The sequence below is a fragment of the Fictibacillus sp. EA-CB0309 genome, assembly GCF_055814265.1.
The window spans coordinates 2916596-2941219 of the sequence record NZ_CP169271.1; the positions used below are offsets into that span (position 1 = coordinate 2916596).

Below are 24624 nucleotides of genomic sequence, written 5' to 3' on the forward strand. Positions count from 1 at the left end.
GAATTATTATCTGTCAACAATTATACTTCTATAGTTCTTGCCAGATTTTTGATTTGACAACCATTCATTTTACTAGCTAAAATATTCTTCATGTGGACATCTCAGAAAAACTTATGAAGAAGGTGATTCAATTTGAAGAAATTCAGAATTAGTCTGGCTTGGCAAATTCTTATTGGACTTGCTGTCGGGATTATTATTGGTGCTTTGTTCTATGGAAACGAAACAGTTCAAGGATATTTGCAGCCAATTGGAGATATCTTTATCCGTTTAATTAAAATGATCGTCGTACCGATTGTTGTATCCAGTCTTATCGTAGGTGTTGCAAGCGTTGGTGACATTAAGCAATTAGGACGCCTTGGCGGAAAAACAATCTTATATTTTGAAATCGTTACAACGTTAGCAATCGTTATTGGTCTATTTATCGCTAATATATTCCAACCTGGAGCAGGAGTGGATATGAAATCGTTAACAAAAGGCGATATTTCTAGCTACGTAGAAACGACTGAATCGGTGGAAAGCCATGGATTTGCTGATACTTTCTTAAATATCGTTCCAACGAATCTTTTTGAATCGTTAGCTCAAGGAGATATGTTGGCGATCATCTTCTTCTCCGTTCTATTCGGATTAGGAATTGCAGCGATTGGTGAAAGAGGTAAGCCCGTATTAGCCTTTTTCCAAGGAACTGCTGATGCCATGTTCTACATTACAAATCAAATCATGAAACTTGCGCCTTTTGGGGTATTTGCACTAATTGGTGTTACGGTTTCGAAATTTGGTATAGAATCGTTAATCCCATTAAGTAAACTCGTTATCGTTGTTTATGGCGCAATGTTTTTCTTTGTTATCGTCGTATTGGGTGGAGTTGCTGCAATGGTTAAGGTTAACATTTTCACATTGATCAAAATCTTAAAAGACGAATTAATTTTAGCTTATTCAACAGCTAGTTCAGAAACAGTATTGCCAAAACTCATGGAAAAAATGGAGAAGTTCGGCTGCCCGAAAGCAATTACGTCTTTCGTAATTCCAACAGGATATTCGTTTAACTTAGATGGATCTACGTTGTACCAAGCAATTGCAGCTCTTTTTATCGCACAAATGTACGGAATTGAACTTTCCATCGCTGAACAAATTTCTTTATTGCTAGTATTGATGGTAACTTCTAAAGGCATTGCAGGAGTTCCTGGCGTATCATTCGTTGTACTTTTAGCAACTCTGGGATCTGTAGGAATTCCTCTTGAAGGATTAGCCTTTATCGCAGGAATTGACCGAATCCTTGATATGGCACGTACAGCTGTAAACGTTGTAGGTAACTCATTAGCAGCTGTAGTAATGTCTAAATGGGAAGGCAAATTCAACAATATTAAAGCAGACCAATACCAACAAGAAGTTAGTTAATATCCAAACAAAAAACCGTGTCAGCAATAATTGCTGACACGGTTTTTTGTATCATTATTTTTTCAGATGATAAGGTACAGTTGAAATCACGATATCCCTTTTATATAACAAGTACGCACGAATCAATAAACTTGATTGGTTATGCAAGATATTATGCCAACCTTTTTTCGGTATAAACTGCGGAATAACAACTGTTACTTGATAATCGCCTTCCTTTGCTTTATGAGCTACTGTATCCACGAACTTCGTGAGTGGTCCGAGTATGCTTCTGTAATGAGAATGCAAAGTAACAAGGCGGATGTCAGGCTGCCATTTTTCCCATTTCTCTTCAAACTTCCTCTCATCTTCCCTCTCAAATGCTACATAAACAGCAATGATTTGATCAGGGTTTAAGGATTTTGCATATTTCAAGGAATTCTCCACCACATGCGTGATTCCCGCAACAGGCAAAATCATAACATTACCCTTTATATCTGGAGATGGTTCACACGTTGTCAGTCTTAATTGGTCTCCAACTGCATCATAATGCTTTTTGATTCTATGAAAAATGAGCACAATGATCGGCAGAAATACAAGGATTGACCACACTTGTGAAAATTTCGTTAAAAAGAACATCAGTGTAACGATGAAACTAATGAGTGCACCTGTCGTGTTGATCACAAACTTTGGAACCCATCCAGCAGGTTTTTCTCTAAGCCATTTAACCATCATTCCCGTTTGTGACAGCGTAAACGGAACGAATACACCAACTGCGTATAACGGAATAAGGTGTTCCGTCTCAGCATGAAATGCCACAATAAGAAGGATTGAGGCTAATCCAAGTATGATTATCCCGTTCGAATAACCAAGACGGTCTCCTCTTACCAAGAACATTCTTGGAATAAATTTATCTTTTGCCAAGTTAACAGCGAGCAGAGGAAAAGCAGAATATCCCGTGTTTGCAGCTAAAATCAAAATCAAAGCCGTTGTCCCCTGAATAAAGAAATACATAAAGTTACGTCCAAAGGTTTCTTCTGCAATTTGTGAAACAACTGTCACCTCTGCTTTTGGAACAATTCCATAGAAATAGGCTAACGTAACAATCCCAGAGAATAAAATGGCTAGTAGACCACCCATCATCATCAGCGTTCTAGCTGCGTTAACAGGTGCAGGCTCCTTAAAGTTTGGAATCGCGTTTGAGATGGCTTCAATACCTGTCAGTGCAGAACTTCCTGAAGCGAACGCCCTAAGTAAAATAAATAAGGATATACCAGCGACTGGCGTTCCGATCGGTGTGTGCAAGGTTTGTGGCACTTCTCCGGTCAAAATGTTATAAATCCCTACCGCAATAAGTATAAATAAAGCCAATACAAATAGATAAACTGGATAGGCAAGTATTGAAGCTGATTCTGTAACACCTCTTAAGTTCAACAATGTAAGAAAAACTACAAAAACAATTGCAATTTCAACGTTAAAATCATGTAGGGCAGGAAAAGCTGATGTTATCGCGTCCGTTCCTGCCGACACACTAACCGCTACAGTCAATATGTAATCCACGAGGAGTGAACCTCCTGCAACTAATCCGGGATTAACGCCTAAGTTCGTTTTCGAGACAACATAAGCTCCACCACCATGTGGATAAGCATAAATAATCTGTCTGTACGATAAAATGAGAGCTGTTAATAAGAATAGAACCCCAACCGCAATCGGGATTGAATACCAAAAAGCAGCTGCTCCTACTGTTATAAGGACAATCAAAATCTGTTCAGGACCATATGCAACTGATGAAAGTGCATCAGATGACAAAATAGCCAAAGCTTTTGTTTTGTTTATTTTTTGTTCTCCTAATTCCGCCGATTTCAGTGGTCGACCGATTAAAAGTCTTTTTATGGATGTTAACATCGTTCTCTCTCCGTCCGAAAATATTTGTTTCTATTAATGTTTACAAAATGAACTTTTTTCAATAAAAAAGTCTGCAAGTCATCACGAAGAACGACCTGCAGACCTCAATTTTCGGGTTCTACAAGCTCCACCTTCCTTCTCATAAACGCTTACGGAGTTAGCTGTCGGATTCGGGCCTTTGAGTAGCCCTACCTAAAAAGGATTCACCCCATGGATTATATTTAATCCAATAGTTGGGTCCCCCGCACCACATGGTTTTAGCGATTAAGAAATTTGAAACTGAACTAATAATACTCCCGGCAATTCAAAAAGTAAATACCATTATTTTTGAATAGGTAACAAATATGTTGTACATATTGTTTATATGAATAAATAATTAGCTTATTAAAGTAATAATAAACATAATTTTAAAGGAGTACATACATGTCAAAAGATAAGAACCCCTTTTTCTCTGATGAATACTTAACAGAACTAGCTGAAGAAATTAATGAGCAGTTTGGTTTTGAAAATGAAAAAGCTGACATTTCAAATAAGAGGCCTACACCCAGATACTAAAAAAGAACCCAATTGTGGTTCTTTTTTTAGTTTGTATTCACCATCAAGCCCTTACTCGATTAACAGCAATTAACATCAAGAAGGAAATCCCAACAACACTCGCTACCCACATCCAGGCGAGATCCATATTTCCGGAGTCAATCGCCATGTAGATCGCGGTGGATACCGTTTGCGTTTTTCAGGAATATTCCCCGCGAACATTAGTGTTGCACCAAACTCACCCAATGCTCGTGCAAAACTTAAGATGCTACCGGATATAATCGCCCTAAGTGCTAAAGGAATGGATATCCTCATAAAAACATGCCATTCATTCGCGCCATCTACTCGTGCCGCATTTTCGATATCTCCGTCAATGGACTCGAAACCAGCTTTTGCCGATTGATACATGAGCGGAAAGGCAACAACCGAAGACGCAATCACAGCGGCCCACCATGTAAACATGATCGGCTGGTGAAATAACCATTCAATGAGTTGCCCGCCAGGACCCTCTCTTCCGAATAGTACAATTAAAAGAAAACCGACAACCGTTGGCGGCAGCACTAATGGCAATAAAAAGAACGTTTCAACAACTGATTTCCCTTTGAATTTCTTATGAGCCATCACCCGTCCAAAAAACAAGCCTGTACCGATTACGAGAATTGCCGCAACCAGTGCAATTCCTAACGACAGTTTGACTGGTGACCAAAAGTCGATAACCATCTATTTTCCTACCCGCTTAAATCCGTACTCTTCAAATGTTTTGATTGACTCCTCTTTTTTCAGGAATTCATAAAACTGCTTGGCCTCTTTTTGGTGTGAACTGTTTTTAATCACACCGACCGGATAGACAATGGGTGAATGAGTTTGTTCGTTTGCGGTTGCTGCAATTCTTACTTTATCCGAGATTATGGCGTCTGTTTTGTAAACGATTCCCGCGTCCACATTCCCTGTTTCTACATATGTAAGCACTTGGCGAACATCTTTGGCAAAGACAACTTTCTTTTCGATCTCGTTCCATAGATTTAGGTTTTCAAGTGTTTCTTTCGCGTACGTTCCAGCTGGCACAGACTCTGGTGTACCGATTGAGATTCTGTCGGTTTTCGGTAAATCCTCAAACCCTTTTTTATTCGAGTTGGTAGAAACAATTAGCACCAATTCGTTCCTAACAAGATCCGTTCCCGTGTTCTTATCGATGAATCCCTCTTTTATAAGCAAATCATATTTATCTTCTGCAGCAGAGAAAAAGAGGTCCACGGGTGCACCTTGTGCAATTTGTTGCTGCAGTGCTCCTGACGCTCCAAAGTTATATGTAATCTTTATGTTCGGATGTTCTTTTTCATATAGGGTTTTCATTTCAGTGAGTACATCCTGTAAACTTGAAGCTGCTGAGATGGTAAGTTCGATCTTTTCATCTGATTTGACACTATGTTTCCGCTCTTTTTGCCCGCAGCTTGAAAGGATAATAGTAAGTAAAACCATACAGAAAAACACATAAAACCACTTTTTCAACATTTTTCTTCCTTCCTAAGCAAGATCATTACCTCTGATTATAACAAAATAGTTTAAATGAATCCTATTTTAGAGAGTTGACCTGTGGCATTTGAAAGTAAAACGAAAAAGGCTGTCCGAAAAGTATTTTCTACTTTACGAACAACCTCCAACCTTACTCTGTCACCGAGAGTAAACTTTATTTACTTATTATTTTTCTGTAAAACTTTTAAACCTGTTCCCATGTCAGATGCGAGTACATAGTTTTGATCTACGAAAACTCCCCAAATGTTCGCATTAGCAGGAACATATTTCCCGATCTGAACAGGTTTACTCGGGTTTGTGATATCAACGGCTCTCACTCCGCCTGCATAGTGAGAAAGGTACAATGTATTTCCTTGTACTTTTGGATCATGAACAGTCTTACCAAACGTGACTTGCTTATTCGGATCTTCTGAAATATCTTCTGTCAGATCTGTTTTGAACTCACTTAAAAGTTTTGGATTTGTTTTATCCTTAATGTCAAAGATTCTTGTGTAACCATACGATTGCTCGTAACCTGGCTTAATTGGCGCATATACCTCTCTTGTTTCAACAAGTACCGTGCCGCCTTTTGCAAGTGCAGCCGAGTGTGCAGAACCTTGTTGATCAGAAGCAAATGTTGTTCTTCCCTCATATTTTACGTTTTCAGGGTCGGAGATATCTAAAATGATTGTTCCAAGGTCCCAGAAAGAAAGGAAGGCTGTTTTTCCTGTTTCATCCGCATAAGCGCTATGGTTGAATACCGGTCGCTTCTTGCCGTCTGGCGCGTTCCAGTTGTATCCGTCAAAGTCTTCACTCACTTCTGGCAGTGAGCGAGGATCAAATTCGTAAAGCTTCTTAGGCTCAGCTGGATTCGTCACATCAACAAGCTGGAAGTCCTTCTCTTTTCCATGAGAATAGTAATCAGCGTATGGATTCGCTGCGAGAACCAGTACACGTTCCCCTTGCGTCGTTAAATATAATTCATGTGTTCCTCTTGTTTTCTTTGTTACTTCATAGAACCCTAATTTCTTAGGTTCATATGGATTGGTTACGTCGTATAAAAGAAACCCACCTTTGGAATCCGGATTTTTATTATTTAGTTGCTGAACAGATACAACAGCTAAATCTCCTTTAAAAGATTTTGTGTTTACCGTTTTAACGATTACTTTTTCCTGCCAAGTTCCAGGAATGTCTTGATCTGCGAAAACAGCAACCTCTTTAGGGTTGGATGGGTCTTTTAAGTCAAACACACGAACCCCGCCGTTTCCTCCTCCAGAAGTATGTGTCCCTGTGTAAGCAAATCCTTTATGTGCATACACGTCGGCTGTACTGTTTTTGACACCTTCTCTAATTTCTTTCAAAGGGACAGCTGCTGCTTCGTGCAAATACCTTAAGTTCTTACTTCCTTCTGTCACCGGAACAGAATTGATCTCATCAGGGTTACGCTGACCTTTTTCAATGTTGATGTCTCCCAGTTCATCGTGCGCATATGTAACTGGTAAGATAGACGAAACCGTTAACCCCGTGACTAGCGCTGTACTTAACAAAAATTTTCTTTTCAAAATAATTCCTCCTTAGATTTTTTGATAGAAACTCTACAAGAGGCAGAATACAAAAAGCCTTCTGAACTCATAAAAGAGACAGAAGGCTTCCGAAAAAAATCCGATTTCCTCTCATCTCTCAGCGTTCGCTGTTAGATTTAGCACCGTTTTCCTACTGGCTATTCAGTAAGAATGGTTGCCGGGTTTCATAGGGCTAATTCCCTCCACCTGCTCTTAATAAGAGTATTCCTATCAAATTACTATGTATTATTACAGGAATTTCATGTAATGTCAATATATTTTTCTCAAATAAACTTTTGGATGACCTAATTGGTGAAATTTCTTGCTTCAAGCAACCTATCATCACCCATAAAAAAAGAGCAGTCGATATACGGCTGCTCTAAGTTCACTTACTATAACTTTTTCTGCAGTTCCTTAAGTTCCTTATATTCTTGCTCTAATTTGGCTAGAGGCAGTCTGTGGTAATAATCCTTATCGTTTAACTGATACTCTAATTTAGCGGCAGCAAGAATAAAAGTAATGATTCTTTCCCTGCGCTCGTTTACACGGTCAGATAAGATTCCCAGTTTCATTCACCTCGAAAACAAGACGTAATTAATCTAATTTTACTCTGTCACAGCAAGCACAGAACCTTTGTACTCTTTGTCAATAAAGTCTGTGATTTCTTTTGAGTGAAGCACTTCTAGCAATGTTTTGATCGCTTTTTTGTCTTTGTCTCCTTCACGAACCGTGATGATGTTCGCAAATGGTGATTCAGATCCTTCTAGTGCGATAGAATCTTCTTTCGGGTTTAGATCTGCATCAATCGCGAAGTTTGTGTTGATAACAATTGCGTCTCCTTCATCGTGCTCATACGCTTTTGTTAATAGACCTGGATCGATGTCTGCCACAAACTCAAGATTCTTCGGATTTTCTACAATATCGCTAAGCTGTGCTTCATAGCCTTTTCCTTCTTTAAGCTTGATCAGCCCTTCTGCTTCAAAGATGGAAAGAATACGTCCATGCTCAGCAACCGAGTTACTTAAGATTACTTTCGCGCCATCCGGAAGATCCTTCAATGACTTATGTCTCTTCGAATAAACTCCCATCGGCTCAAGGTGAACCGCACCAGCATTTTCAAACTTGTACTTCGGGTTGTCTTTCACTTGCTGTGTCAAATATGGAATGTGCTGAAAGTAGTTCGCATCGATTTCTTTTTCATAAAGTGACTTATTCGGCAAGATGTAGTCTTGGAATGTAACGATTTCTAGATCAACGCCTTTTTCTTTTAAAAGTGGCTTAGCTTCTTCTAAAATCTCAGCATGCGGTACGTTCGATGCCCCAACTACCAGCTTTTCTGTTTTCTCCCCGCCGCTTGTTGCTGATGATCCACAAGCTGCTAATACAAACACTGCCAAACTCGCGAGTAAAACTTGAATTATTCTTTTCATTTCTTTCTCCCCTATTCCCTATTTTTCTATTTTTTCTTTGATAAAAACTCTACAAGAGGCAGCATGCAAAAAGCCTTCTGAGCTCATAAAAGAGACAGAAGGCTTCTCGAAAAATAGATCCGATTTCCTCTCATCTCTCAGCGTGACCACTGTTAGATTTAGCACCGTTTCCATACTGGCGATTCAGTACGAATGGTTGCCGGGCTTCATAGGGCTAATTCCCTCCACCTGCTCTTAATAAGAGTATTCCTATCAAATTACTTTGTATTATTACAGGAATTCCATTACATGTCAAACACTTTTTTCAAATTATTCTGAAACCCATGTGCTGCATGCTTCAAAAGCCAATCAGAAGTGGCCGTGATCAGCTGATCAAAGTGAGCTATGGAAGAAAACGTATGATTCGCGCCTTCAACAAGAACCATCTTACTGCTCCCAACTTTTCGAGCCACTGCTTCATCAAAATAATTTCTGCAATAACCTGATGAAATCACGGGGTCTGCCGTACCATGGATCAAGAGTACGTTGCCATCATAATTCCGAATTTCCTCAATAGGCGCGAAAGCTTGGAGCGACAAGAGAAAATCTTCCGTGATGGCGTATCCTAAATGATCGATTACCGCATGTTCTCCGTTATATCCGACAATCTCCTTAATATCTTCAAAGGGATTTCCTACCGCCGACCATAGGACAACATTCCCGACGCGATCATCCTCAGCCGCTGTACAAGCCGCAACCGCCCCGCCTAGACTATGACCAATTAGCGTTAGTGAATCCCTATCCACGTTCGGAAGCTTGCTGCCATATGAAATTACTCTTTTCGTCTGGTCAATAAAACACGCAAATTCGTTATCCCCATATTCCCCATCGCTTTCACCACAGCCGGCATAGTCAAATCGCAAAACGGCAAATCCAAGTTGCACCAATGCTTGAGCGGTTTTTACAAATAAACGATCCACTCCGATTCGTGTACTCGTAAATCCGTGACAGATGATAATGAGCGGAAACTTTTCGGTGCCACCCTTAAATCCCGCTGGATAATGTATGGTGTGAGCTAATTTCTTCCCTTTCCACTGTATACATCCCGTTAAGTCCATCTCACCCACTCCTTTTTACTTTTATGAGGTACAAATTAAGTCTAAATGTGAACCAATTAAGTCTAAAATGAAAAAATTAAGTCGTTTTGATCCTCAATTAAGTCTAAATCGCAAAATAAAGGCCATTCGACAAAACCACAACTAACAAGCCGTCCATGCACCTACTCATAGAAAAAACAAAAAACCGCGTTCATAAGAGAACACGGTTTAGTAAGTAAGATCCGTTCGTTCTCTCATCTTTCAGCGTGACCGCTGTTAGATTTAGCACCGTTTCGGTAAAAACATACGTTTTGCCGATGGTTGCCGGGCTTCATAGGGCTAATTCCCTCCGCCTGCTCTTAATAAGAGTTTGAATATTTAATTTAATGATAATCATAGGCTAACTGTCATTAGATGTCAACGATAAAATCGCTACCCTACCGGAAGCACCATATCAGAATATTATTAAGGTGTCAGGAAATGCTAGGAAAATAACTTACTTCAAAACGAGTGGGTGGCCGCACGTGAACTTTTTTAAGAAAAAGAAAAAACAACCAGAACCAAAACCGACCAATAATCGAGATTCTTTAACTTTCCAAGAATTGATGGAAAAACTGAGTGCTTCTGCAGATTTTTCCACGGTCAAACAATCATCGGCAAGCACATTTTATATCTCATATTATAAAACACTCGTAAACCCAGAATTTGTCCACCGTGACTTATTACCCTATATAACGGATCTTACCCTTCAAAATCTAGATGATATCCAGAAACACTTGCCTTTAGATGGCATAGTAAAGACAAATGATGTTCGTGATATCGCTAACAAAGTAACAGAAGGCTTTATTCTTATACAGATGAATAAAGAAGATACAGAGGGTTTGTTGATTCCCAGTCTTTCTACAGAAAACCGGCAGATCTCTATTCCCGAAACAGAGTTCAGCGTAGTTGGTCCTAAGGAAGCATTCGTAGAATCACTCGATACGAACCTGAACCTTATACGAAAAAGATTGCCGATCCCTGAGTTCACAGTAAAAGAGGTTCGCGTTGGTAAACTCTCAAAAACAAGGGTTGCCATTATCTACATAGATGGAATTGCTGATTCAGAAAACGTAAATACAGCGATACAGCGGGTCAACGATATTGAATATGATCATATCGTAGACAGCTCCTATATTAATCAGATGATCTCAGACAATGGGAATTCACCTTTTCCACAGCTCATTGATACGGAACGTCCTGACCGTGTGGCAAGTGTATTAGCAGAAGGTAAAGTAGCGATTATAGCCGATGGATCGCCACACGCGTTGACTGGACCAACAACAATCGTTGAATTCTTCTCGGCCTTTGAAGACTATTTCCTAAACTGGGTACTAGCTTCTGCTTTTCGTCTGATCCGACTGATGGCCGTTATGTTTTCTGTGTTATCCACGCCGCTTTATGTAGCGGTTTTAACCTTTCATTATGAGATGATTCCTGAAAATCTGCTGGCGACCCTTGTGGCGTCACGTAACGATATCCCTTTTCCGCCTATACTTGAAGCTGTTGTTTTAGAACTATCGATTGAGTTGCTGCGTGAGGCAGGAGCAAGACTTCCTTCTAAGGTCGGTCAGACAATCGGGATCGTTGGCGGGATCGTAATCGGAACAGCCGCCGTTCAAGCTGGGCTTACAAGTAACGTTCTTTTGATTATTGTCGCGTTAGCCGCGCTCGCTTCTTTTACAACACCTGTGTATCAGATGAGTAACACCATCCGTTTGTTGCGCTTTCCGTTTTTATTATTTGCACAATTTTTAGGTGTACTTGGTGTGGTAATTTGCTTTGCTTTTATCCTGTCACATTTATTGAAGTTGACGTCACTCGGCAGACCTTATATCGCACCGCTTTATCCGCTACGTACGAATGATTTGAAAGATGCGCTCATCCGTCTGCCGTTCAATACTCAATACAATCGTCCTACCTCATTAAGACCTAACGATAAAAAAAGGATGAATAAGAAACGCGCAAATGAAAAGCATGACATAGAGGACTAAAAAAGAGGGATATGTATGTCTCAGATTAGTGAAAACAAACAGATATCACCCTATATGGCGTTTTACATCGTCACAACGATGCAGATTGGCGTAGGTATCCTAGGATTCGAACGGTACATCGCGAAATCCGCAGGTCATGATGCCTGGATCGCCGTGGTGCTTGGAGGCCTATCATTCAATGTATTGATCTGGATGATTTATCGGATTCTTTCAAAAGAGAATACCGATATTATTGGCGTGCATCGAAATTTGTTCGGAAAGTGGATTGGCGGTGTGTTAAGTTTTCTTCTTTTGCTGTATTTCAGCTCAACGATCGTAACCGTGCTGAGAACATATATAGAAGTGATTCAGATTTGGATGTTCCCCGAACTTAATACAGCGGTTATCAGCTTTATTTTACTCGGACTTGCTTATTCTTTTGTTGTAGGAGGAATACGGATTGTTGCAGGACTATCTGTGCTAGGATTCTTCATAACCTTGCCTCTATTTTTACTAAAATATTACGCACTAAAAGATGCTCATTATACAAATCTTCTTCCGATACTAGATCATTCATTTAGTGAGCTCATGGCTGCAACGAAAGGTGTTACGCTTGATTATTTGGGCTTTGAATTAATCTTGATGTATCTACCGTTTCTGAAACACCCTGAAAAGTCTCATAAATGGGCACATTTCGGCAATCTATTTACGATGTTTACGTACTTGATTACCATATTTGTTTCGTTTGTTTATTTTAATCAAGAACAGCTGCAACACACGATTTGGGCAACACTTACACTTTGGAAAATCGTGGACCTCCCATTTGCACAGCGTTTCGAATATGCAGGAATCGCTCTTTGGATTTTTGTTATTTTACCTAACCTATGCATTGGGTTGTGGTCTGTCAGCCGAGGTATGCATCGGTTATATAAAATCAAACAAAAAAGTGCGTTACGCGCATTACTTTTTGTCGTTTTTGTAATGTGTATTCTTGTCATCGATCGGCAGCAGGTCGACATGCTGAACAGCAGAGTCTCTCAAGTTGGTTTTTATATTCTGTACGCATACATCCCCTTTCTTTTTGTGATCCAGCTTATTTTGACAAAAGTGAGGAAAACAAAACATGGTTAGAAAATATCTGTTCATCATCATTTCTATTGCCCTGCTCACCGGATGTTTTCCGAGTAAAAGAATTCTAGAAGACATCCAACTCGTATCAGCAGTCGGCTATGATTATCATTCTAAAAACAAAGTTGAATTAAACGGGATGGTAGCCATTCCCCAGAGCGGTGAAGATGTACCACCTATCTCACAAGTGTTTACCGCGACAACACATACAAGTAAAATGGCTAGAGCTCTCGAACAAGCAGAATCGCCAAAGCCTTTTCAAATCGGCCGTTTAGAAGTTGCTTTGTATGACGATCGGTTAGCGGAAAAAGGCATTTATAATCTGGTCGATACCTTACAGCGTGATCCTGCTTTAGGACGTGATCTATATCTGGCCGTCGTTCAGGGGAGCACGAAAGCGGTGTTGGAGCAAAGGTACCCACTCAGTGAAACACCTTCCAAGTATCTGTTTCAGCTTTTACAGCAAAATATGCAGTCCAATATCCCAGATTCCAATATTCATCGATTTTTGTACACCTTTTACGGGAAAGGTATGGATCCCAATTTGCCGTTATTAGAGAAAAGTGGCGATCGAATTAGGGTGAAAGGAACCGCCATCTTAAAAGATGATAAAATGGTCGGCCAACTAAACTTAAAAGAATCCTTTCTGCTCAAACTGCTGATGGAATCTTTTGAACGAGGGATTTATGAAGTGAAATTCAGCAAGGATCGATTCTTCACCATTCAAAACATCTCATCCAAAGCAGAGTACCACTTTAAACATGTCAAACGATCTCCTGAAGTAGTTATTGAAGTGAAGATTAAGGGCCGGATAAGTGAAGCACCGAAAATCCCTGTCAGTAAACCGCCTCTTGTGGAACAGCTTGAAAAAGCAACAGAAAAGGATATGCATAAGAAGATTAACAAAGTCGTGACAAAACTTCAAAAGTGGAATGCAGATACAATCGGCTTAGGCGATCTGGCAAGGAGCAGAACGAGAGGATTTGACTTTAAACAATGGGATAAGCAATATCCCGATATGCCGATAAACGTAAAAGTGAAAGTGGAGATTGTGCAGGCTGGGATTACGGAGTAGCGGATTTTTGATGGTGTAGCTCATCAGTAACACGCGTCCGAAGTCTGTCAGCTATTGTCGAAAAACAGGTAAATTTCAATTAACGTGAATATATTGAGAATAACGTGAATATATCGCAATTAATGTGAATATATTGAAATTAACGTGAAATTATTGAAATTAACGTGAAATTATATTTATTGACCTCAGAAATAAGAGGATGAAGAGTATAAATAAAAATGAGTGTTCGTTTGAAACGAACATTTCCTAATTGTGTTTTTTTAACGCGTACAATTTCGCTCAAAAAAGAAGCCGTCACTCCAAGAAGTACCACATCAGAGGAGTGAAAGCTTCTTTTTCATCTTTTTATCATAAAACGAAGGTTAAGCTCCTCCGTTCACGCCACCTGCACTAGATTGATTGCGTTTTTCAATCGCGTTAACGCCCATAACAACCGCGATCAGTTCTTCGGTTCGCAATACATCCGAATGATTCATTAATTCATACGCTGCCGATTGAAAGAAGCCACTTACTTTTTTGAAGGTTGCCACTTCCGCCTTATTGTCATCAAGGATGGTGTATTCTTTTGAAAACGCCGGGGACTCAATCTCATACGTATGGTCATTGGTCGAATAACGATAACGCTTTGAGAAAAATGCAAAGGAAGATTTCACCTCTCCCAATTCTGTTCCATCAGCCTGGGTGATGATCCATCTGCTCGAAAAAAACGGAAAGGCACCTTCAACAACAATCTCTCCTTTTTCATTCTCCACATTCACACTTGATGAAAATGCAGTCTTTAAATCAAGTTCGCCAAGCTTTTCTTGAGAACCATTGTAAATATCCGTTCTTCCTGAAGAGAAAAACGAGTCATTGAAATACACACACTTCTCCATACGTAACCCCCTTGTTAACATATATGAACAATATCTTTATTTTATTTAGGGTGCTTTGGGAAAAACTTTGTTGCTTCTGAAGGTGGATGATTTCCGTTACAGGATGCTCGCTTTCCGGGGGCGGGCGGTGAGCCCCTCACCGCTACGCGCCATTGAGGGTCTCACCTGTCCCACTCGTCCCCCAGGAGTCTCGCACCTTCCACTGCAATCAACTGTCAATGAAGAGAATGCAAAACATGAGCAAAAAAGCATCTTAGTTAAACTTGTTAGCGTTTAATAGCATCCACAATAAGTGAAGGAAACTTGAGACTTCCCCCTGATTTCTAGGATCATAGTGTTTAGAGCGAAAGATTACACCGTCTTTTCCGTCCCAGTCCTGATCATGAAAATCACCATTTTCATCGAAGTATTCTAGCAACTGAACGTCAAACCCCGCTTCGGCAAAGAGCTTCTGTAACGTTTTGTAGTTATGGACAATTTTATGGCTGCTAGCAGGATGATCAGCCTGTCCAGGACCACCAATCTGAACCATGCTCTGATACTCATCATCTTGAAAGAATCCATCAGGGACCGCACAGCGGATGTAGCCAGATGGCTTCAAAAAGTCATAACACAGTTTTGCAGCCTCTACTCCCTCTTCAAACGTAAGATGCTCCCACACGTGTTCTGCTAGAATGGCAGAAATCGAATTTCGTTCAAACCTCTCCTCCCACTTACTCTTATCCAGCAGATTCAGTTCCTCTTCCTGAGTGTGAAGCCAGCCCGGATTGTTATTGTATTCGCCTGCACCGATTACAATTTTAATGTCTTGTGTAGTCGTCATTGTGATTTCCCCATCTCCACAGAATGTTGCTGTTCTGAATACCTCGTCACAAAAGCACGTTCTACAAACTGTTGCTTATTAGCATAGATCTTGATCACTTCTTTTATTTCTTCTGGACGGTAAAAATCGTTTTTATTGTTTGCTAGAGACGGATATCCAGATCCGCGTTGCAAGTAATCAGACGATGCCACCGTGTACCATTTTTCTTCTTCAAGCGGTGTGTCACCGATCTTGATTTCAATAACACGAGTGCCATCATGTACGACTTCCGCACCTGAAACATGCAACCCTCCGACGTACTTCCCACGAAAACCAGGACCCCTTCCATCAAGCAAACAGTGTTGTACGTCAAGTGACTGTTGGATGGCCATCCGAATATATACTCCTTGGATCTCGAAAGAAGTAGGGTTTAATGGTGAAGGACAAACTTCAATCAACTTTTTATCAGAAACGTATTGAAAGACACCCGCGTTCACGATTCCACTGTTGATTAGACCTAAGTCCGTGTTCATCATGTCTTTCAAACCATCAGCGATTAAGTTTGTGAGCGGGTTCTCACTAATCACATCATGCCAAAGCGGCTGTTCAATAGCATAAAGCGGCTTACTTAACGTCTCGATCGCTTTTTCTTTATTTACTTGTAAAATCGCTAATATCTCTTTGTCTGACTCAATATCCTTTGTACTTATAACTGCAGAATGAAGAAGCTTCTTACTTTCACCATTCACTTCAAGTTCCAGCACGCCGATATGTTCGCCATAGTTTCCTGCGCTTACGATAAATGTTTCATTCACGATCTTAGCTTCAGTAAACAGTTGATGGTCATGTGATGACACGATTACATCAATGCCTTCAATTTCCTTGGCGAGATCAATGTCTGCCACCGTCCCAATATGGTTGAGCAGGATACACAGATCATAATTACCGCGGTTTTTCTCCATTTCGTTTGCGATTGCGATGATGTAATTCTCATTAAGTACCCCTAGGCCGTCGTTAAATGCGCCGAGGTCAGGCGATGTACCAGTAATCAAGATGCGCAACCCGTTTTTATGTAAAATGATGCTTGAATGAACACCTGAAATTTTCGCCGTATCACTTCTGAAAAGGTTGTTGCTGATAAACGGAACGGAGCTTTTGGTGGCCATGTGTTGAAGCGTATCCACACCGTTAAACATCTCGTTATTGCCGATCGTTATCGCGTCATAGCCAACAGCTTCTAATAATTCTACAGCTGCTATCCCTCTTGTACCCTGCAATTCAATACTTTTAAAGTCCGCAAAATCCCCAGCTTCGAGCAGAATGGTATGCTCGTCTTTATACTGCTTAATAAGAGTTGCGGCTTTTGCAAAATTATCAAAATTACTGTGAAGATCGTTCGTATGTATAATTTTAAGTTTCATTGTTTCTCTGTTCCCCCGAATTGTAAAATTGAGCATTCTTCCCTTACAAATAATGGTATCATAAAAGGTGTAATTTTGTTAAAAAAACAGGTGGAGGAACTGAATGTCTTATCAAGATAAAGAGTTATCGATTCGGCCCATTACAGAAAAAGATCTACCCAAGTTATGGGTGCTGATCTATAAAGAGGATGCACCAGAATGGAAAAAGTGGGATGCTCCTTACTTTGAGCATAAGTGCGTGCACTATGATGAGTTTATTTGGAACAAAGAGCAGTACGTGAACCAAGACAAACGATGGGCCATTGAAGTAAACGGCGAACTCATCGGAACCGTAAGTTATTATTGGGAGCACGAGCCTTCCAACTGGCTTGAGATGGGGATCGGCATTTACAATCCAAATTTCTGGAGCGGCGGTTATGGAACACGAGCAATACGTCTTTGGATCAACCACTTGTTCAACACAATGCCGTTAGTGCGCGTCGGGTACACCACTTGGTCAGGCAACGAACGTATGATTAAAGTTGGTGAAAAATTGGGCATGACGATGGAAGGCCGCATGAGGAAGTGCCGGTATTACAACGGAAAATACTATGACTCTATTAGGATGGGCATTCTTCGGGAAGAGTGGGAATCCACTGTTAATAAAGCAATTGGAACTACTTAATAACAAGCAGAATGATAATTAATCTTATTAGGACTGATTACAATGAAAAAGTGGAAAACTATTTCTTCAGATTATATCTATAAAACTCCTTTTGGCAATTTAAGAAAAGATCGCTGCGAACTACCTAACAGCGATAAGATAGTGAACTATTATGTTCATGAGTATTCAGATTGGGTTAATGCAGTGGTACTCACGAAAGACAATCAGATTGTACTTGTTGAACAATACCGTCATCCCGGCAAAGGCTTCTTTTTAGAAATTCCAGCTGGAAAGATTGAACCAAACGAGTCATACGAAGAGGGCATCATAAGAGAAGTGAGAGAAGAAACAGGTTTTATTTCAAATGAAAAACCAGTTCTACTAGGAGAATTCATGGTCAATCCTGCTACTCAGGATAATAAAGTGATCACCTATCTTATTTTAGGAGCATTTCCTGCATTCCCCAAGACTTAGATGATGGTGAAGAAGTATGTGTTAAAATCATTAATTTTAATGATATGGAGAATATGATAAAAAACAAAAAAATCACTCAGTTATTTACGGTTAGTGCTTATTATATGGCAAAAAACTATTTAACAACTCACTTGAAAGTAAAGTAGCTTGGACTTATTCTCCAAGCTATTTTTGTTGTTCACCAATGCTATTCCACCCTCATTTTCACTGCTCTTGTCGCAATAAACGTCTTAATATATGAATCTATCATCCTATGACCGCCAAAGTCATCTTCATAAAAACCTGTAATCACTAATCCCGCGTCTACCTGGCCTTGAATCTGATCCTCAAGTGTATGGCTGAACTCTATCGTTTCATTGGACTGGCTATATGTTTGTACCTCCTCTTCTGATAGATGTGAGATGGATGAAGACGGAACAGCGTGTCTCACTTCCAGATTTCCTTGCATCTCTTGCTCATCGTCAAAAATGAACAGAAGTGGATTTACAAAACCTGCTATCAGAACACCTCTCTCTTTTAAAACACGAGCTGCCTCTTTCCATAGTGGTTTCACGTCTTCGATAAATAAATTCGAAACGGGGTGAATGATGAGATCAAACTTTTCATCTTCAAAACAGGACAGATCTGTCATATTGCCTTGGACCGTGGTAAGTTTCAGCCCGTCGCGTTTAGCCACAAACTCATCCTGCTCTAACTGTTTAATTGATAAATCCATTACGGTTACATCTGCTCCAGCTGCAGCAAGAACCGGTGCTTGCTGACCACCTCCAGAAGCTAAGCAAAGAATTTTCACACCCTCTAATACGTTAGGAAACCAATTTCTCGGTACGCGTTTTTCAGTTGTCACGGTAATCTGCCAATCACCTGATTTACTTTTTTGAATAACTTCTTCACTCACACACTTCGTATAAACAGCTCCGTTTTCCACTTTCTTATCCCACGCCTGGCTGTTTTGTTTAATGACATCCATCATATTCATCCCCTCTGTGGTATGTCTCTTATCGTTTTTTGCTCTTAATGATTAAAGTTGTTGGAACGGCTTCCGCTTTTTCGCAGGAATACCAAGAGTTCGTAAATTTTTCACGATTAAGTTTTGGCAATACAACATCTTCAACCACTTTTTCAATGGTAAAACCGTTCGTAATCAATGCGTTAATATACGTGCTAACTTTAAACTGCTGCATGATGGCAGTGCAATCCCAAGCTTCATGATCATAAGGCCCTTCTTCATGGTAGGACTTTTCAAAAAGAAGGTTTCCTTTCACATGATTGATACGGCTGTACAACGGGTGTTCCCAACTAAAAACGAAGGTCCCGCCCGGTTTAAGATATGTATGTATGTTGGACAAGGTTTGATTCAAGTCTGTGGTCCACCCTAATGCATAAATGGAATACACAAGATCGAAGTGATTCTTCGGGATGCCAGGGTTGCTCTCCATAGGTGCTTCAAACAATTTTACAGGTGCAGTGGCAGTTCCTAGTACATGTTGAGCTGCCTTGATTTGTTGTTGGGTCAGATCTAATCCCCAAAGCTCTGCCGCTCCTTTTTCATCCATGAATTTAAGAGAATGCCCGCTGCCACATCCAATATCTAAGACGTTCAATCCAGTAAGATCACCCAGCAAGTTCAATTCGTCTTCAAGCGGTGCAAATGGTCCAAACTCTGGTAAAGCGGTTCTTCCGAAAAATCGCTCCGCTACCTCTTCCCAGCTTCTTTTGTTAATCGTAATTGTTTCAACATTCATCGTATAACCCCCATTTTTATCTATACAGTTATTTCCATGTTATTGTCGATTTCCCTGCTAGAAAATTATTTGATGATTGCGTGTGTGTCGAAATTTGCAGAATGGCCTTTATTTTTTAATTTAGACTTAATTGCGGTCACTTTAGACTTAATTGGAGCGCGTTTAGACTTAATTACCCTCCATTTAGACTTAATCCACCTTAATCCACTTCCCACACACATAACAAAAACGCCTAATCCACTCGGCATCAGGCGCTTCACATTTAATTATCAAACTATGTAAGAATAAGATCACGATTTCTTACGCGTTCTCGTTCCTTTTCTGCTGTTCGATTCATTAAAACACTTCGGTAATGAGCGGCTCGATGGAGTTTGCCTTTTAAGGCTGCGCGGGTACTTTCGATGGGTAAATCCATACCGTTAGAAAAAATCACTCTAACATTCTTGCGGTCTATGGTTTCTATGTCCTCGATGTGGGGCTGTGATAGCCAGATGCAGGAATCTTTTCGTGGTGATTGCGTGGGAAAGAAGAAAATATCTAACTTGGTGTCAATCATGATAGGAGCAAAACACATTCTCCCCATATTAATGCGTGCGGCCTCTTTCTTCCCATCATACGTACTGCCGTAATACGGACACGAATCTTTAATGATTCGGAAAGGCTTTTTTCAACGAGGATGATCGCATCTCTTTCATAAATTTCTGCACATACGGCTCCCCACTGATTAATAAACGGATAAATGGCCATGGTGTCACGTTTGATAAAATATTCCTCAACTTTATCGTGCACGATTTTGTACTTCATTTAATACCTCCTAAAATGTTTTAATTCCCCAATAACCTAAACCCTACATAGTACAAATTTCCCTAAGATTCGTACTACATAGTAATATTTTACCATTTAATAAAACACGCATCTACATATTTCGTTAATAATTATCAAAATATTTCGTTTATTTATAAATGAAGCGAGTGAAGATTCGTTTCTTCACCCGCTCCCTTTATTTATTTTGTTAATTTAGACACGCTCTTTCGTTTATCAGTCAAAACAATAATTGCCGGAAGTATGAACAATGAGCTGACTAAACATAAGAATGTATCAAATACGGTCGTGATTCCGAACGATCGCAGCATCACAAATTCAGAAAAGATAAGTGTACTAAACCCTGCCATAACCGTTAAGCCCGATGCCGTAATCGCTCTTCCTATTTTAGAAATCGATTTGATTAGCGCTTCGTCACGGGATAGACCGTTTTCGAGCTCTTCCTGATAGCGTTCCATGATAAGAATGGTAAACTCACTTCCGATACCAAGAACGAGTGAGCCGAGTACAGCCGTTAATGGGTTGATCTCAATATCTAACAGAAACATCATAAGAGAGGACCAGCCTACAACAAGCACAATTGGTAGAACTGGATACATCGCCATTTTCCATCTTCGGTAAGCTAGCATTAGCCCGGCGATAATCGCAATAACTCCAATACCTGCAGATAAGTGACGGTTTTCAGTCATTGATCCCACTGATTTGATGTTAATGACATTTGATCCTGCTGGCTTCATTTCCACTCCAGATGGAGGATTGATATCTTTCTCGATCTGATTCAGCAGATCCGCTTGCTCCTTCATGCCGATATTTCCAATCGTAAAAGAAACAGCTGCAGATTCTTTGTCTTTTGATAAAATATTGCTTTTTAATTCATCTGGAACTTGAGCCAAGATGCTCTCAATCTCAGCTTTTGTTTCTGGAACTTCCCCTTGTTTGCTTGTTTCATAATGGATGCGATACTTGTTGCTGTCTCAATTTCAGGATGAGCTTTCCGCTGTTGTTCCTCATAATCTGCGATCCATTTAACCACTTTCGGATCGGTTACATCATCCGATTTAAGAATAAAAGAAATCTCGTTAGTTGAACCAATAATCTTACGTAGTTCATTTAACTCTTTTAACTCTGGCGCTTCTTGCGGCATCAATTTCTCAATATTCGTTTCGATCTTAAGCGAGTGGTCTATATAAAATCCACCAGCTGAAAGCAGCACACCTATTGCTAAAAGAAGTATAGGTTTCTTCACAGTTAATGTAGCTATTTTTTCCATGAAACCTTCCATTTTACTTGGGGTGGAAACGGTTTCTGGTGTAACTTTACGATCACGCAACATAAATACGGCATGCATCAACAACAAGCTAACGGTGTAGGAAACGATAACACCTACAGAAAGCATGATTCCGAAATGCTGAATCATTGGGACTTTTGAAGTGAGTAATGTTATGAAACCAAGCGTCATCGCAAACACAGCGATTCCGACAGCCGGCCCCATTTTCTTAATGGATTGCAGAATAGCTTCTTTTACAGGCTTACCAGCTTGTAATTCCTCGTCATAACGGTTGTGAAATTGGATGGCAAAATCCGTCCCAAGACCAATCAAAATCGGCATAATCGCCATTGTTACCATACTCATAGGAACTCCGATATAGCCCATGATTCCAATCGTCCAGAATAAAGACAAAAGCACAACCGGAAGTGCTAAGAGTCTCCATTTAACAGGAAAAACCATAAAGAGTATGGCTGCCATCAACACTAGTGAAAGGCCAAGCATGATTGACATATCCTTCATCATGCTATTGTAGATTGCGCCATAAATCTTTGGTGTTCCAGATATCTTAGTATCGAGATTCGAGAACCCTGCTTCTTTTGTCATGTTACTTACTTCTTCTGTTAAATCAGAAAGTTCGTTATAGGGAATCCCCCTTTTACTTTCATGATAATTAAGGCGTGCTTCCCGTTTTGGGGCATAAACGTTTTGAACATTTCGTTCACATTTCCGTCTTTGTCTAGTACTAGCCCTTTTACAAACTTCTCATTTTGAAGAGATGGTGCTCCAGCTGCTTGTAAGGAGGGAAGATTTGCTCCTGACTGTTCGTTTACCTTCTTCATAAATGCAATTTGAGCTTTCTGAGCTGCATCTTGTTGCTGAGCAGGAGTTGCACCTCTTGCAGCAGCCTCCTGAACGGCTTTTTCAACCGTTTCTTGCAACTGTTTCTTCATCTTCATCTGTATTTTTGTTGCTTGATCTGTCCCGTTTTCAATCATGTTGTAATAGCTGAATGCAGATTGAATTTCCTTCTTCTTCACTAATTCACTCTGAAGCTTGTTAATTGCTGAGAGATTATCTGTTGATAATAAATCACCTTGCTTACCTGAAAGCAGGATGAACAGGGTATCGCTACCAAATTCATCATGATATTCTTCTGTAGCTTTATAGATTGGATCCTTATGAGAGATCATCGTCCCCTGCCCAAGATCAACTTGAACTTTCGTCACACCAAACCCAATTACCAAAGTGAAAAGTAATAAAAGGACAATGATTTTTTTGGGGCTTTGCGTAATTTTTTTCGCTAAAAAGCTGAATCCTTTACTCATCTATTATTCCTCCATTTATTAAAACTGAACAAACTGTTCATTATCAAACAGGTTGTTTAAGGAAATAATAGGAGATAGTGAAGCTTTACTCAATGTCCAAAAAAGAGAAAGTGTATGATAGCATACAGATGAACTTTGTTTGTAAAATTTTCTTATGATCTTGTACAAAATGACGATATTTGTTCAATAAATTTTATTGAACATACTGTCTGATAGTATGATACATTCTAGATGAGGAGGGATTTGAGCATGTCCGAAAAACATGATCTTCGTATTATAAGAACAAAAAAGTTAATTAGGGATGCTTTCCTAGAACTAATCAGTCAAAAAGGATTTACATCGATAACTGTTCAAGATATCGCAGATACAGCAACGATTGGCAGAGGTACCTTTTATCTGCATTACAAAGACAAATACGATTTATTAGACCAATTGACAGATCAAACTCTTGCGAAGCTCTCAGAACTTATTCAGCCATCTTTTCATTTTCGTGATAACAAACTGAATCTTGAAGAACTGAAACAGATGCTTATTCATGTGTTTGATGCGATACGTTCAGAACAAACATTTTTTAAAACAATGCTTTCGAGTCATGACACACCGAACTTCACTCAACAATTGACACAATTTTTCTTTAACAAATTTACAGCAGAGTATGAAAATCTGAACCTTTCTCAAAAAAAGGAAGTACCTAAAGGAATTCTTATCAGTTACTTATCTTCAGCCATACTTGGCGTTATCATTTGGTGGCTGCAGAACGATATGATGTATGCTTCAGAGTACATGGCGGAGCAAATTACAAATCTTCTAATTAACGGTCCAGCCTCCATATTTGATGTTGAATACTAAATTTAAAAAAGCCAATGAATGATCATCATTCACTGGCTTCCAACATTTCTGCATTGTTTTCTGAATAGTAAGGTTCATCGATTTTGGTGAGTTGATGTGCAAAGCATAAACCCATAGCACTAAAAAGCAACGTAACAATCAGAGTGGTTATGCCTGGATTTTCATTAACCGTCTGCCATAAAGGTGTATGTTTCCAGTTCGTTATAGAATCAAGTTCACGTCCCCTGATTTCGTAAAGGATAGCCCATGTTTGATAAACTTTAGCAAGAATGAATCCAATTATTGCCCCAGTGGTGAAGCCCAAAAATAAGTCAGTTCCAGTTTTCTAAGATCCTCCATCTATTCAAACCACCCTTCATTTCACCCCTACATTTACAATACTTTCCTTATAGATAAATCATTCCATAAAAAAGAGGCACTACCCTTAAATTGGGCTGCCATCCTTTTTTATCAATGCTATAAGGCTTTGTGTTAAATGATTGTATTGTATGGTATTCGTATCACTGAAGGCTTCTTCCCTGTTGGAGGGAAGATTTTCATAGTGAATGGGAGATTCAAACTGTGAATCTGTAAAATCATAGCTACTTCCTTCGATAACATTGTAGAAATGCCACCCTTCCGATAGCGGTGTTTTCACAATATCTCCTTTTAGAAAATCTTGAACCACAAGCGCTGTTACCCCGCATTGTCCTTTTGCCGGATTCTCTTTCGTCCATTTGGAGCTTGTCTCGATGGACCATGCTTTGAGCAATTGATCCTTTAATGTTTGAATTCTTTCATCTAGCAACATTTA

At 39.8% G+C, this 24624-nt stretch carries 23 protein-coding genes, 3 pseudogenes and 4 riboswitches; of the genes and pseudogenes, 8 read left to right on the forward strand and 18 right to left on the reverse strand.

The features are described 5' to 3' along the window. The first annotated feature begins 132 nt into the window (after positions 1-132). Positions 133-1395: a glutamate/aspartate:proton symporter GltP gene (gene gltP / locus ACEWFH_RS16295; protein ID WP_473724834.1), complete on the forward strand. Its 1263-nt coding sequence runs from the start codon at positions 133-135 to the stop codon at positions 1393-1395. A gap of 54 nt (positions 1396-1449) precedes the next feature. Here gltP and ACEWFH_RS16300 read toward each other — a convergent pair whose 3' ends face one another. Continuing rightward, a complete protein-coding gene (locus tag ACEWFH_RS16300; protein ID WP_473724835.1) occupies positions 1450-3276 on the reverse strand; it encodes an APC family permease in 1827 nt (608 codons plus the stop codon). A 131-nt stretch (positions 3277-3407) separates the two neighbouring features. After that, positions 3408-3549, reverse strand: a riboswitch (cyclic di-AMP (ydaO/yuaA leader). A 150-nt stretch (positions 3550-3699) separates the two neighbouring features. Here ACEWFH_RS16300 and ACEWFH_RS16305 point away from each other — a divergent pair. Next, entirely contained in the window at positions 3700-3831 is a 132-nt protein-coding gene (locus tag ACEWFH_RS16305) for a bacitracin ABC transporter ATP-binding protein (protein ID WP_473724836.1), read from the forward strand. 43 nt (positions 3832-3874) lie between these two features. Here ACEWFH_RS16305 and modB read toward each other — a convergent pair. From modB to ACEWFH_RS16335, 6 genes and pseudogenes are all read right to left on the reverse strand, one after another. After that, a pseudogene (gene modB, locus ACEWFH_RS16310) lies at positions 3875-4530 on the reverse strand (molybdate ABC transporter permease subunit). Beyond that, the gene (modA, locus tag ACEWFH_RS16315) at positions 4531-5319 is read right to left on the reverse strand and encodes a molybdate ABC transporter substrate-binding protein (RefSeq protein ID WP_473727323.1); all 789 of its coding nucleotides are present in this window, start codon (positions 5317-5319) and stop codon (positions 4531-4533) included. 182 nt (positions 5320-5501) lie between these two features. After that, positions 5502-6884, reverse strand: a complete 1383-nt coding sequence (locus ACEWFH_RS16320; RefSeq protein ID WP_473724837.1) for an LVIVD repeat-containing protein — start codon at positions 6882-6884, stop codon at positions 5502-5504. A gap of 108 nt (positions 6885-6992) precedes the next feature. Then, positions 6993-7107, reverse strand: a riboswitch (SAM riboswitch). Positions 7108-7276: 169 nt separating this feature from the next. Beyond that, positions 7277-7456 (reverse strand): hypothetical protein, encoded by a 180-nt coding sequence (locus ACEWFH_RS16325; RefSeq protein ID WP_473724838.1) that lies wholly within the window; start codon positions 7454-7456, stop codon positions 7277-7279. Positions 7457-7489: 33 nt separating this feature from the next. Continuing rightward, the gene (locus ACEWFH_RS16330) at positions 7490-8314 is read right to left on the reverse strand and encodes a MetQ/NlpA family ABC transporter substrate-binding protein (protein WP_473724839.1); all 825 of its coding nucleotides are present in this window, start codon (positions 8312-8314) and stop codon (positions 7490-7492) included. A gap of 127 nt (positions 8315-8441) precedes the next feature. Continuing rightward, positions 8442-8558, reverse strand: a riboswitch (SAM riboswitch). Positions 8559-8598: 40 nt separating this feature from the next. Next, positions 8599-9411, reverse strand: coding sequence for an alpha/beta hydrolase family protein (locus ACEWFH_RS16335; RefSeq protein ID WP_473724840.1), 813 nt, complete (start codon positions 9409-9411; stop codon positions 8599-8601). Positions 9412-9641: 230 nt separating this feature from the next. Continuing rightward, positions 9642-9759: riboswitch (SAM riboswitch) on the reverse strand. A 155-nt stretch (positions 9760-9914) separates the two neighbouring features. On the opposite strand from ACEWFH_RS16335, the gene ACEWFH_RS16340 reads away from it, so the two are divergent. From ACEWFH_RS16340 to ACEWFH_RS16350, 3 genes are read left to right on the forward strand one after another with little or no spacing between them, the layout of a single operon-like run. Continuing rightward, the gene (locus tag ACEWFH_RS16340) at positions 9915-11423 is read left to right on the forward strand and encodes a spore germination protein (protein ID WP_473724841.1); all 1509 of its coding nucleotides are present in this window, start codon (positions 9915-9917) and stop codon (positions 11421-11423) included. Positions 11424-11438: 15 nt separating this feature from the next. After that, positions 11439-12533: a GerAB/ArcD/ProY family transporter gene (locus tag ACEWFH_RS16345; RefSeq protein WP_473724842.1), complete on the forward strand. Its 1095-nt coding sequence runs from the start codon at positions 11439-11441 to the stop codon at positions 12531-12533. Further along, positions 12526-13605, forward strand: coding sequence for a Ger(x)C family spore germination protein (locus tag ACEWFH_RS16350; protein ID WP_473724843.1), 1080 nt, complete (start codon positions 12526-12528; stop codon positions 13603-13605). Before ACEWFH_RS16345 ends, ACEWFH_RS16350 begins: the two co-directional genes overlap by 8 nt. Before the next feature lie 362 nt (positions 13606-13967). Here ACEWFH_RS16350 and ACEWFH_RS16355 read toward each other — a convergent pair whose 3' ends face one another. The 3 genes and pseudogenes from ACEWFH_RS16355 to ACEWFH_RS16365 all read right to left on the reverse strand — a co-directional run bounded on the left by ACEWFH_RS16355 (position 13968) and on the right by ACEWFH_RS16365 (position 16703). Then, entirely contained in the window at positions 13968-14480 is a 513-nt protein-coding gene (locus ACEWFH_RS16355; protein WP_473724844.1) for an LURP-one-related family protein, read from the reverse strand. A 266-nt stretch (positions 14481-14746) separates the two neighbouring features. Beyond that, positions 14747-15303, reverse strand: a pseudogene (locus ACEWFH_RS16360) (class I SAM-dependent methyltransferase). Beyond that, a complete protein-coding gene (locus ACEWFH_RS16365; protein ID WP_473724845.1) occupies positions 15300-16703 on the reverse strand; it encodes a bifunctional metallophosphatase/5'-nucleotidase in 1404 nt (467 codons plus the stop codon). Before ACEWFH_RS16365 ends, ACEWFH_RS16360 begins: the two are co-directional and overlap by 4 nt. A gap of 103 nt (positions 16704-16806) precedes the next feature. On the opposite strand from ACEWFH_RS16365, the gene ACEWFH_RS16370 reads away from it, so the two are divergent. Both ACEWFH_RS16370 and ACEWFH_RS16375 read left to right on the forward strand, forming a co-directional pair. Next, positions 16807-17367 (forward strand): GNAT family N-acetyltransferase, encoded by a 561-nt coding sequence (locus ACEWFH_RS16370; protein ID WP_473724846.1) that lies wholly within the window; start codon positions 16807-16809, stop codon positions 17365-17367. 42 nt (positions 17368-17409) lie between these two features. Next, a complete protein-coding gene (locus ACEWFH_RS16375; RefSeq protein ID WP_473724847.1) occupies positions 17410-17820 on the forward strand; it encodes an NUDIX hydrolase in 411 nt (136 codons plus the stop codon). Positions 17821-18007: 187 nt separating this feature from the next. Here the strand turns inward: ACEWFH_RS16375 and ACEWFH_RS16380 are convergent, their stop codons facing one another. From ACEWFH_RS16380 to ACEWFH_RS16405, 6 genes and pseudogenes are all read right to left on the reverse strand, one after another. Beyond that, positions 18008-18790 carry a class I SAM-dependent methyltransferase gene (locus ACEWFH_RS16380; RefSeq protein ID WP_473727324.1) on the reverse strand — a complete coding sequence of 261 codons (783 nt, stop codon included), beginning with the start codon at positions 18788-18790 and terminating at the stop codon, positions 18008-18010. Between the two features lie 28 nt (positions 18791-18818). Next, positions 18819-19565, reverse strand: a complete 747-nt coding sequence (locus tag ACEWFH_RS16385) for a class I SAM-dependent methyltransferase (RefSeq protein WP_473724848.1) — start codon at positions 19563-19565, stop codon at positions 18819-18821. 274 nt (positions 19566-19839) lie between these two features. Continuing rightward, a pseudogene (locus ACEWFH_RS16390) lies at positions 19840-20369 on the reverse strand (competence protein ComK). 200 nt (positions 20370-20569) lie between these two features. After that, entirely contained in the window at positions 20570-21280 is a 711-nt protein-coding gene (locus tag ACEWFH_RS16395; protein WP_473724849.1) for an MMPL family transporter, read from the reverse strand. After that, the gene (locus tag ACEWFH_RS16400; RefSeq protein ID WP_473727325.1) at positions 21256-22305 is read right to left on the reverse strand and encodes an efflux RND transporter permease subunit; all 1050 of its coding nucleotides are present in this window, start codon (positions 22303-22305) and stop codon (positions 21256-21258) included. The genes ACEWFH_RS16395 and ACEWFH_RS16400 overlap by 25 nt, the downstream gene beginning before the upstream one ends. Further along, positions 22278-22982, reverse strand: coding sequence for a hypothetical protein (locus ACEWFH_RS16405; protein ID WP_473724850.1), 705 nt, complete (start codon positions 22980-22982; stop codon positions 22278-22280). The genes ACEWFH_RS16400 and ACEWFH_RS16405 overlap by 28 nt, the downstream gene beginning before the upstream one ends. A gap of 249 nt (positions 22983-23231) precedes the next feature. Between ACEWFH_RS16405 and ACEWFH_RS16410 the strand changes: the two genes are divergently transcribed. Further along, positions 23232-23831 carry a TetR/AcrR family transcriptional regulator gene (locus tag ACEWFH_RS16410; protein ID WP_473724851.1) on the forward strand — a complete coding sequence of 200 codons (600 nt, stop codon included), beginning with the start codon at positions 23232-23234 and terminating at the stop codon, positions 23829-23831. Positions 23832-23856: 25 nt separating this feature from the next. Here the strand turns inward: ACEWFH_RS16410 and ACEWFH_RS16415 are convergent, their stop codons facing one another. Together ACEWFH_RS16415 and ACEWFH_RS16420 are read right to left on the reverse strand one after the other, a co-directional pair. Continuing rightward, positions 23857-24135: a hypothetical protein gene (locus tag ACEWFH_RS16415; RefSeq protein WP_473724852.1), complete on the reverse strand. Its 279-nt coding sequence runs from the start codon at positions 24133-24135 to the stop codon at positions 23857-23859. A 120-nt stretch (positions 24136-24255) separates the two neighbouring features. Further along, complete coding sequence (locus ACEWFH_RS16420; protein WP_473724853.1) at positions 24256-24621, reverse strand: YunG family protein; 366 nt, start codon at positions 24619-24621, stop codon at positions 24256-24258. Positions 24622-24624: the final 3 nt, after the last annotated feature.

What these genes read in the sequence shown, in the direction of transcription:
- ACEWFH_RS16300 (WP_473724835.1), bottom strand. Translation starts at nt 3,276, where the DNA reads ATGTTAACATCCATAAAAAGACTTTTAATCGGTCGACCACTGAAATCG.
- ACEWFH_RS16305 (WP_473724836.1), top strand. Translation starts at nt 3,700, where the DNA reads ATGTCAAAAGATAAGAACCCCTTTTTCTCTGATGAATACTTAACAGAA.
- ACEWFH_RS16325 (WP_473724838.1), bottom strand. Translation starts at nt 7,456, where the DNA reads ATGAAACTGGGAATCTTATCTGACCGTGTAAACGAGCGCAGGGAAAGA.
- ACEWFH_RS16330 (WP_473724839.1), bottom strand. Translation starts at nt 8,314, where the DNA reads ATGAAAAGAATAATTCAAGTTTTACTCGCGAGTTTGGCAGTGTTTGTA.
- ACEWFH_RS16335 (WP_473724840.1), bottom strand. Translation starts at nt 9,411, where the DNA reads ATGGACTTAACGGGATGTATACAGTGGAAAGGGAAGAAATTAGCTCAC.
- ACEWFH_RS16345 (WP_473724842.1), top strand. Translation starts at nt 11,439, where the DNA reads ATGTCTCAGATTAGTGAAAACAAACAGATATCACCCTATATGGCGTTT.
- ACEWFH_RS16350 (WP_473724843.1), top strand. Translation starts at nt 12,526, where the DNA reads ATGGTTAGAAAATATCTGTTCATCATCATTTCTATTGCCCTGCTCACC.
- ACEWFH_RS16355 (WP_473724844.1), bottom strand. Translation starts at nt 14,480, where the DNA reads ATGGAGAAGTGTGTGTATTTCAATGACTCGTTTTTCTCTTCAGGAAGA.
- ACEWFH_RS16365 (WP_473724845.1), bottom strand. Translation starts at nt 16,703, where the DNA reads ATGAAACTTAAAATTATACATACGAACGATCTTCACAGTAATTTTGAT.
- ACEWFH_RS16370 (WP_473724846.1), top strand. Translation starts at nt 16,807, where the DNA reads ATGTCTTATCAAGATAAAGAGTTATCGATTCGGCCCATTACAGAAAAA.
- ACEWFH_RS16375 (WP_473724847.1), top strand. Translation starts at nt 17,410, where the DNA reads ATGAAAAAGTGGAAAACTATTTCTTCAGATTATATCTATAAAACTCCT.
- ACEWFH_RS16380 (WP_473727324.1), bottom strand. Translation starts at nt 18,790, where the DNA reads ATGGATGTCATTAAACAAAACAGCCAGGCGTGGGATAAGAAAGTGGAA.
- ACEWFH_RS16385 (WP_473724848.1), bottom strand. Translation starts at nt 19,565, where the DNA reads ATGAATGTTGAAACAATTACGATTAACAAAAGAAGCTGGGAAGAGGTA.
- ACEWFH_RS16405 (WP_473724850.1), bottom strand. Translation starts at nt 22,982, where the DNA reads ATGAGTAAAGGATTCAGCTTTTTAGCGAAAAAAATTACGCAAAGCCCC.
- ACEWFH_RS16410 (WP_473724851.1), top strand. Translation starts at nt 23,232, where the DNA reads ATGTCCGAAAAACATGATCTTCGTATTATAAGAACAAAAAAGTTAATT.
- ACEWFH_RS16420 (WP_473724853.1), bottom strand. Translation starts at nt 24,621, where the DNA reads ATGTTGCTAGATGAAAGAATTCAAACATTAAAGGATCAATTGCTCAAA.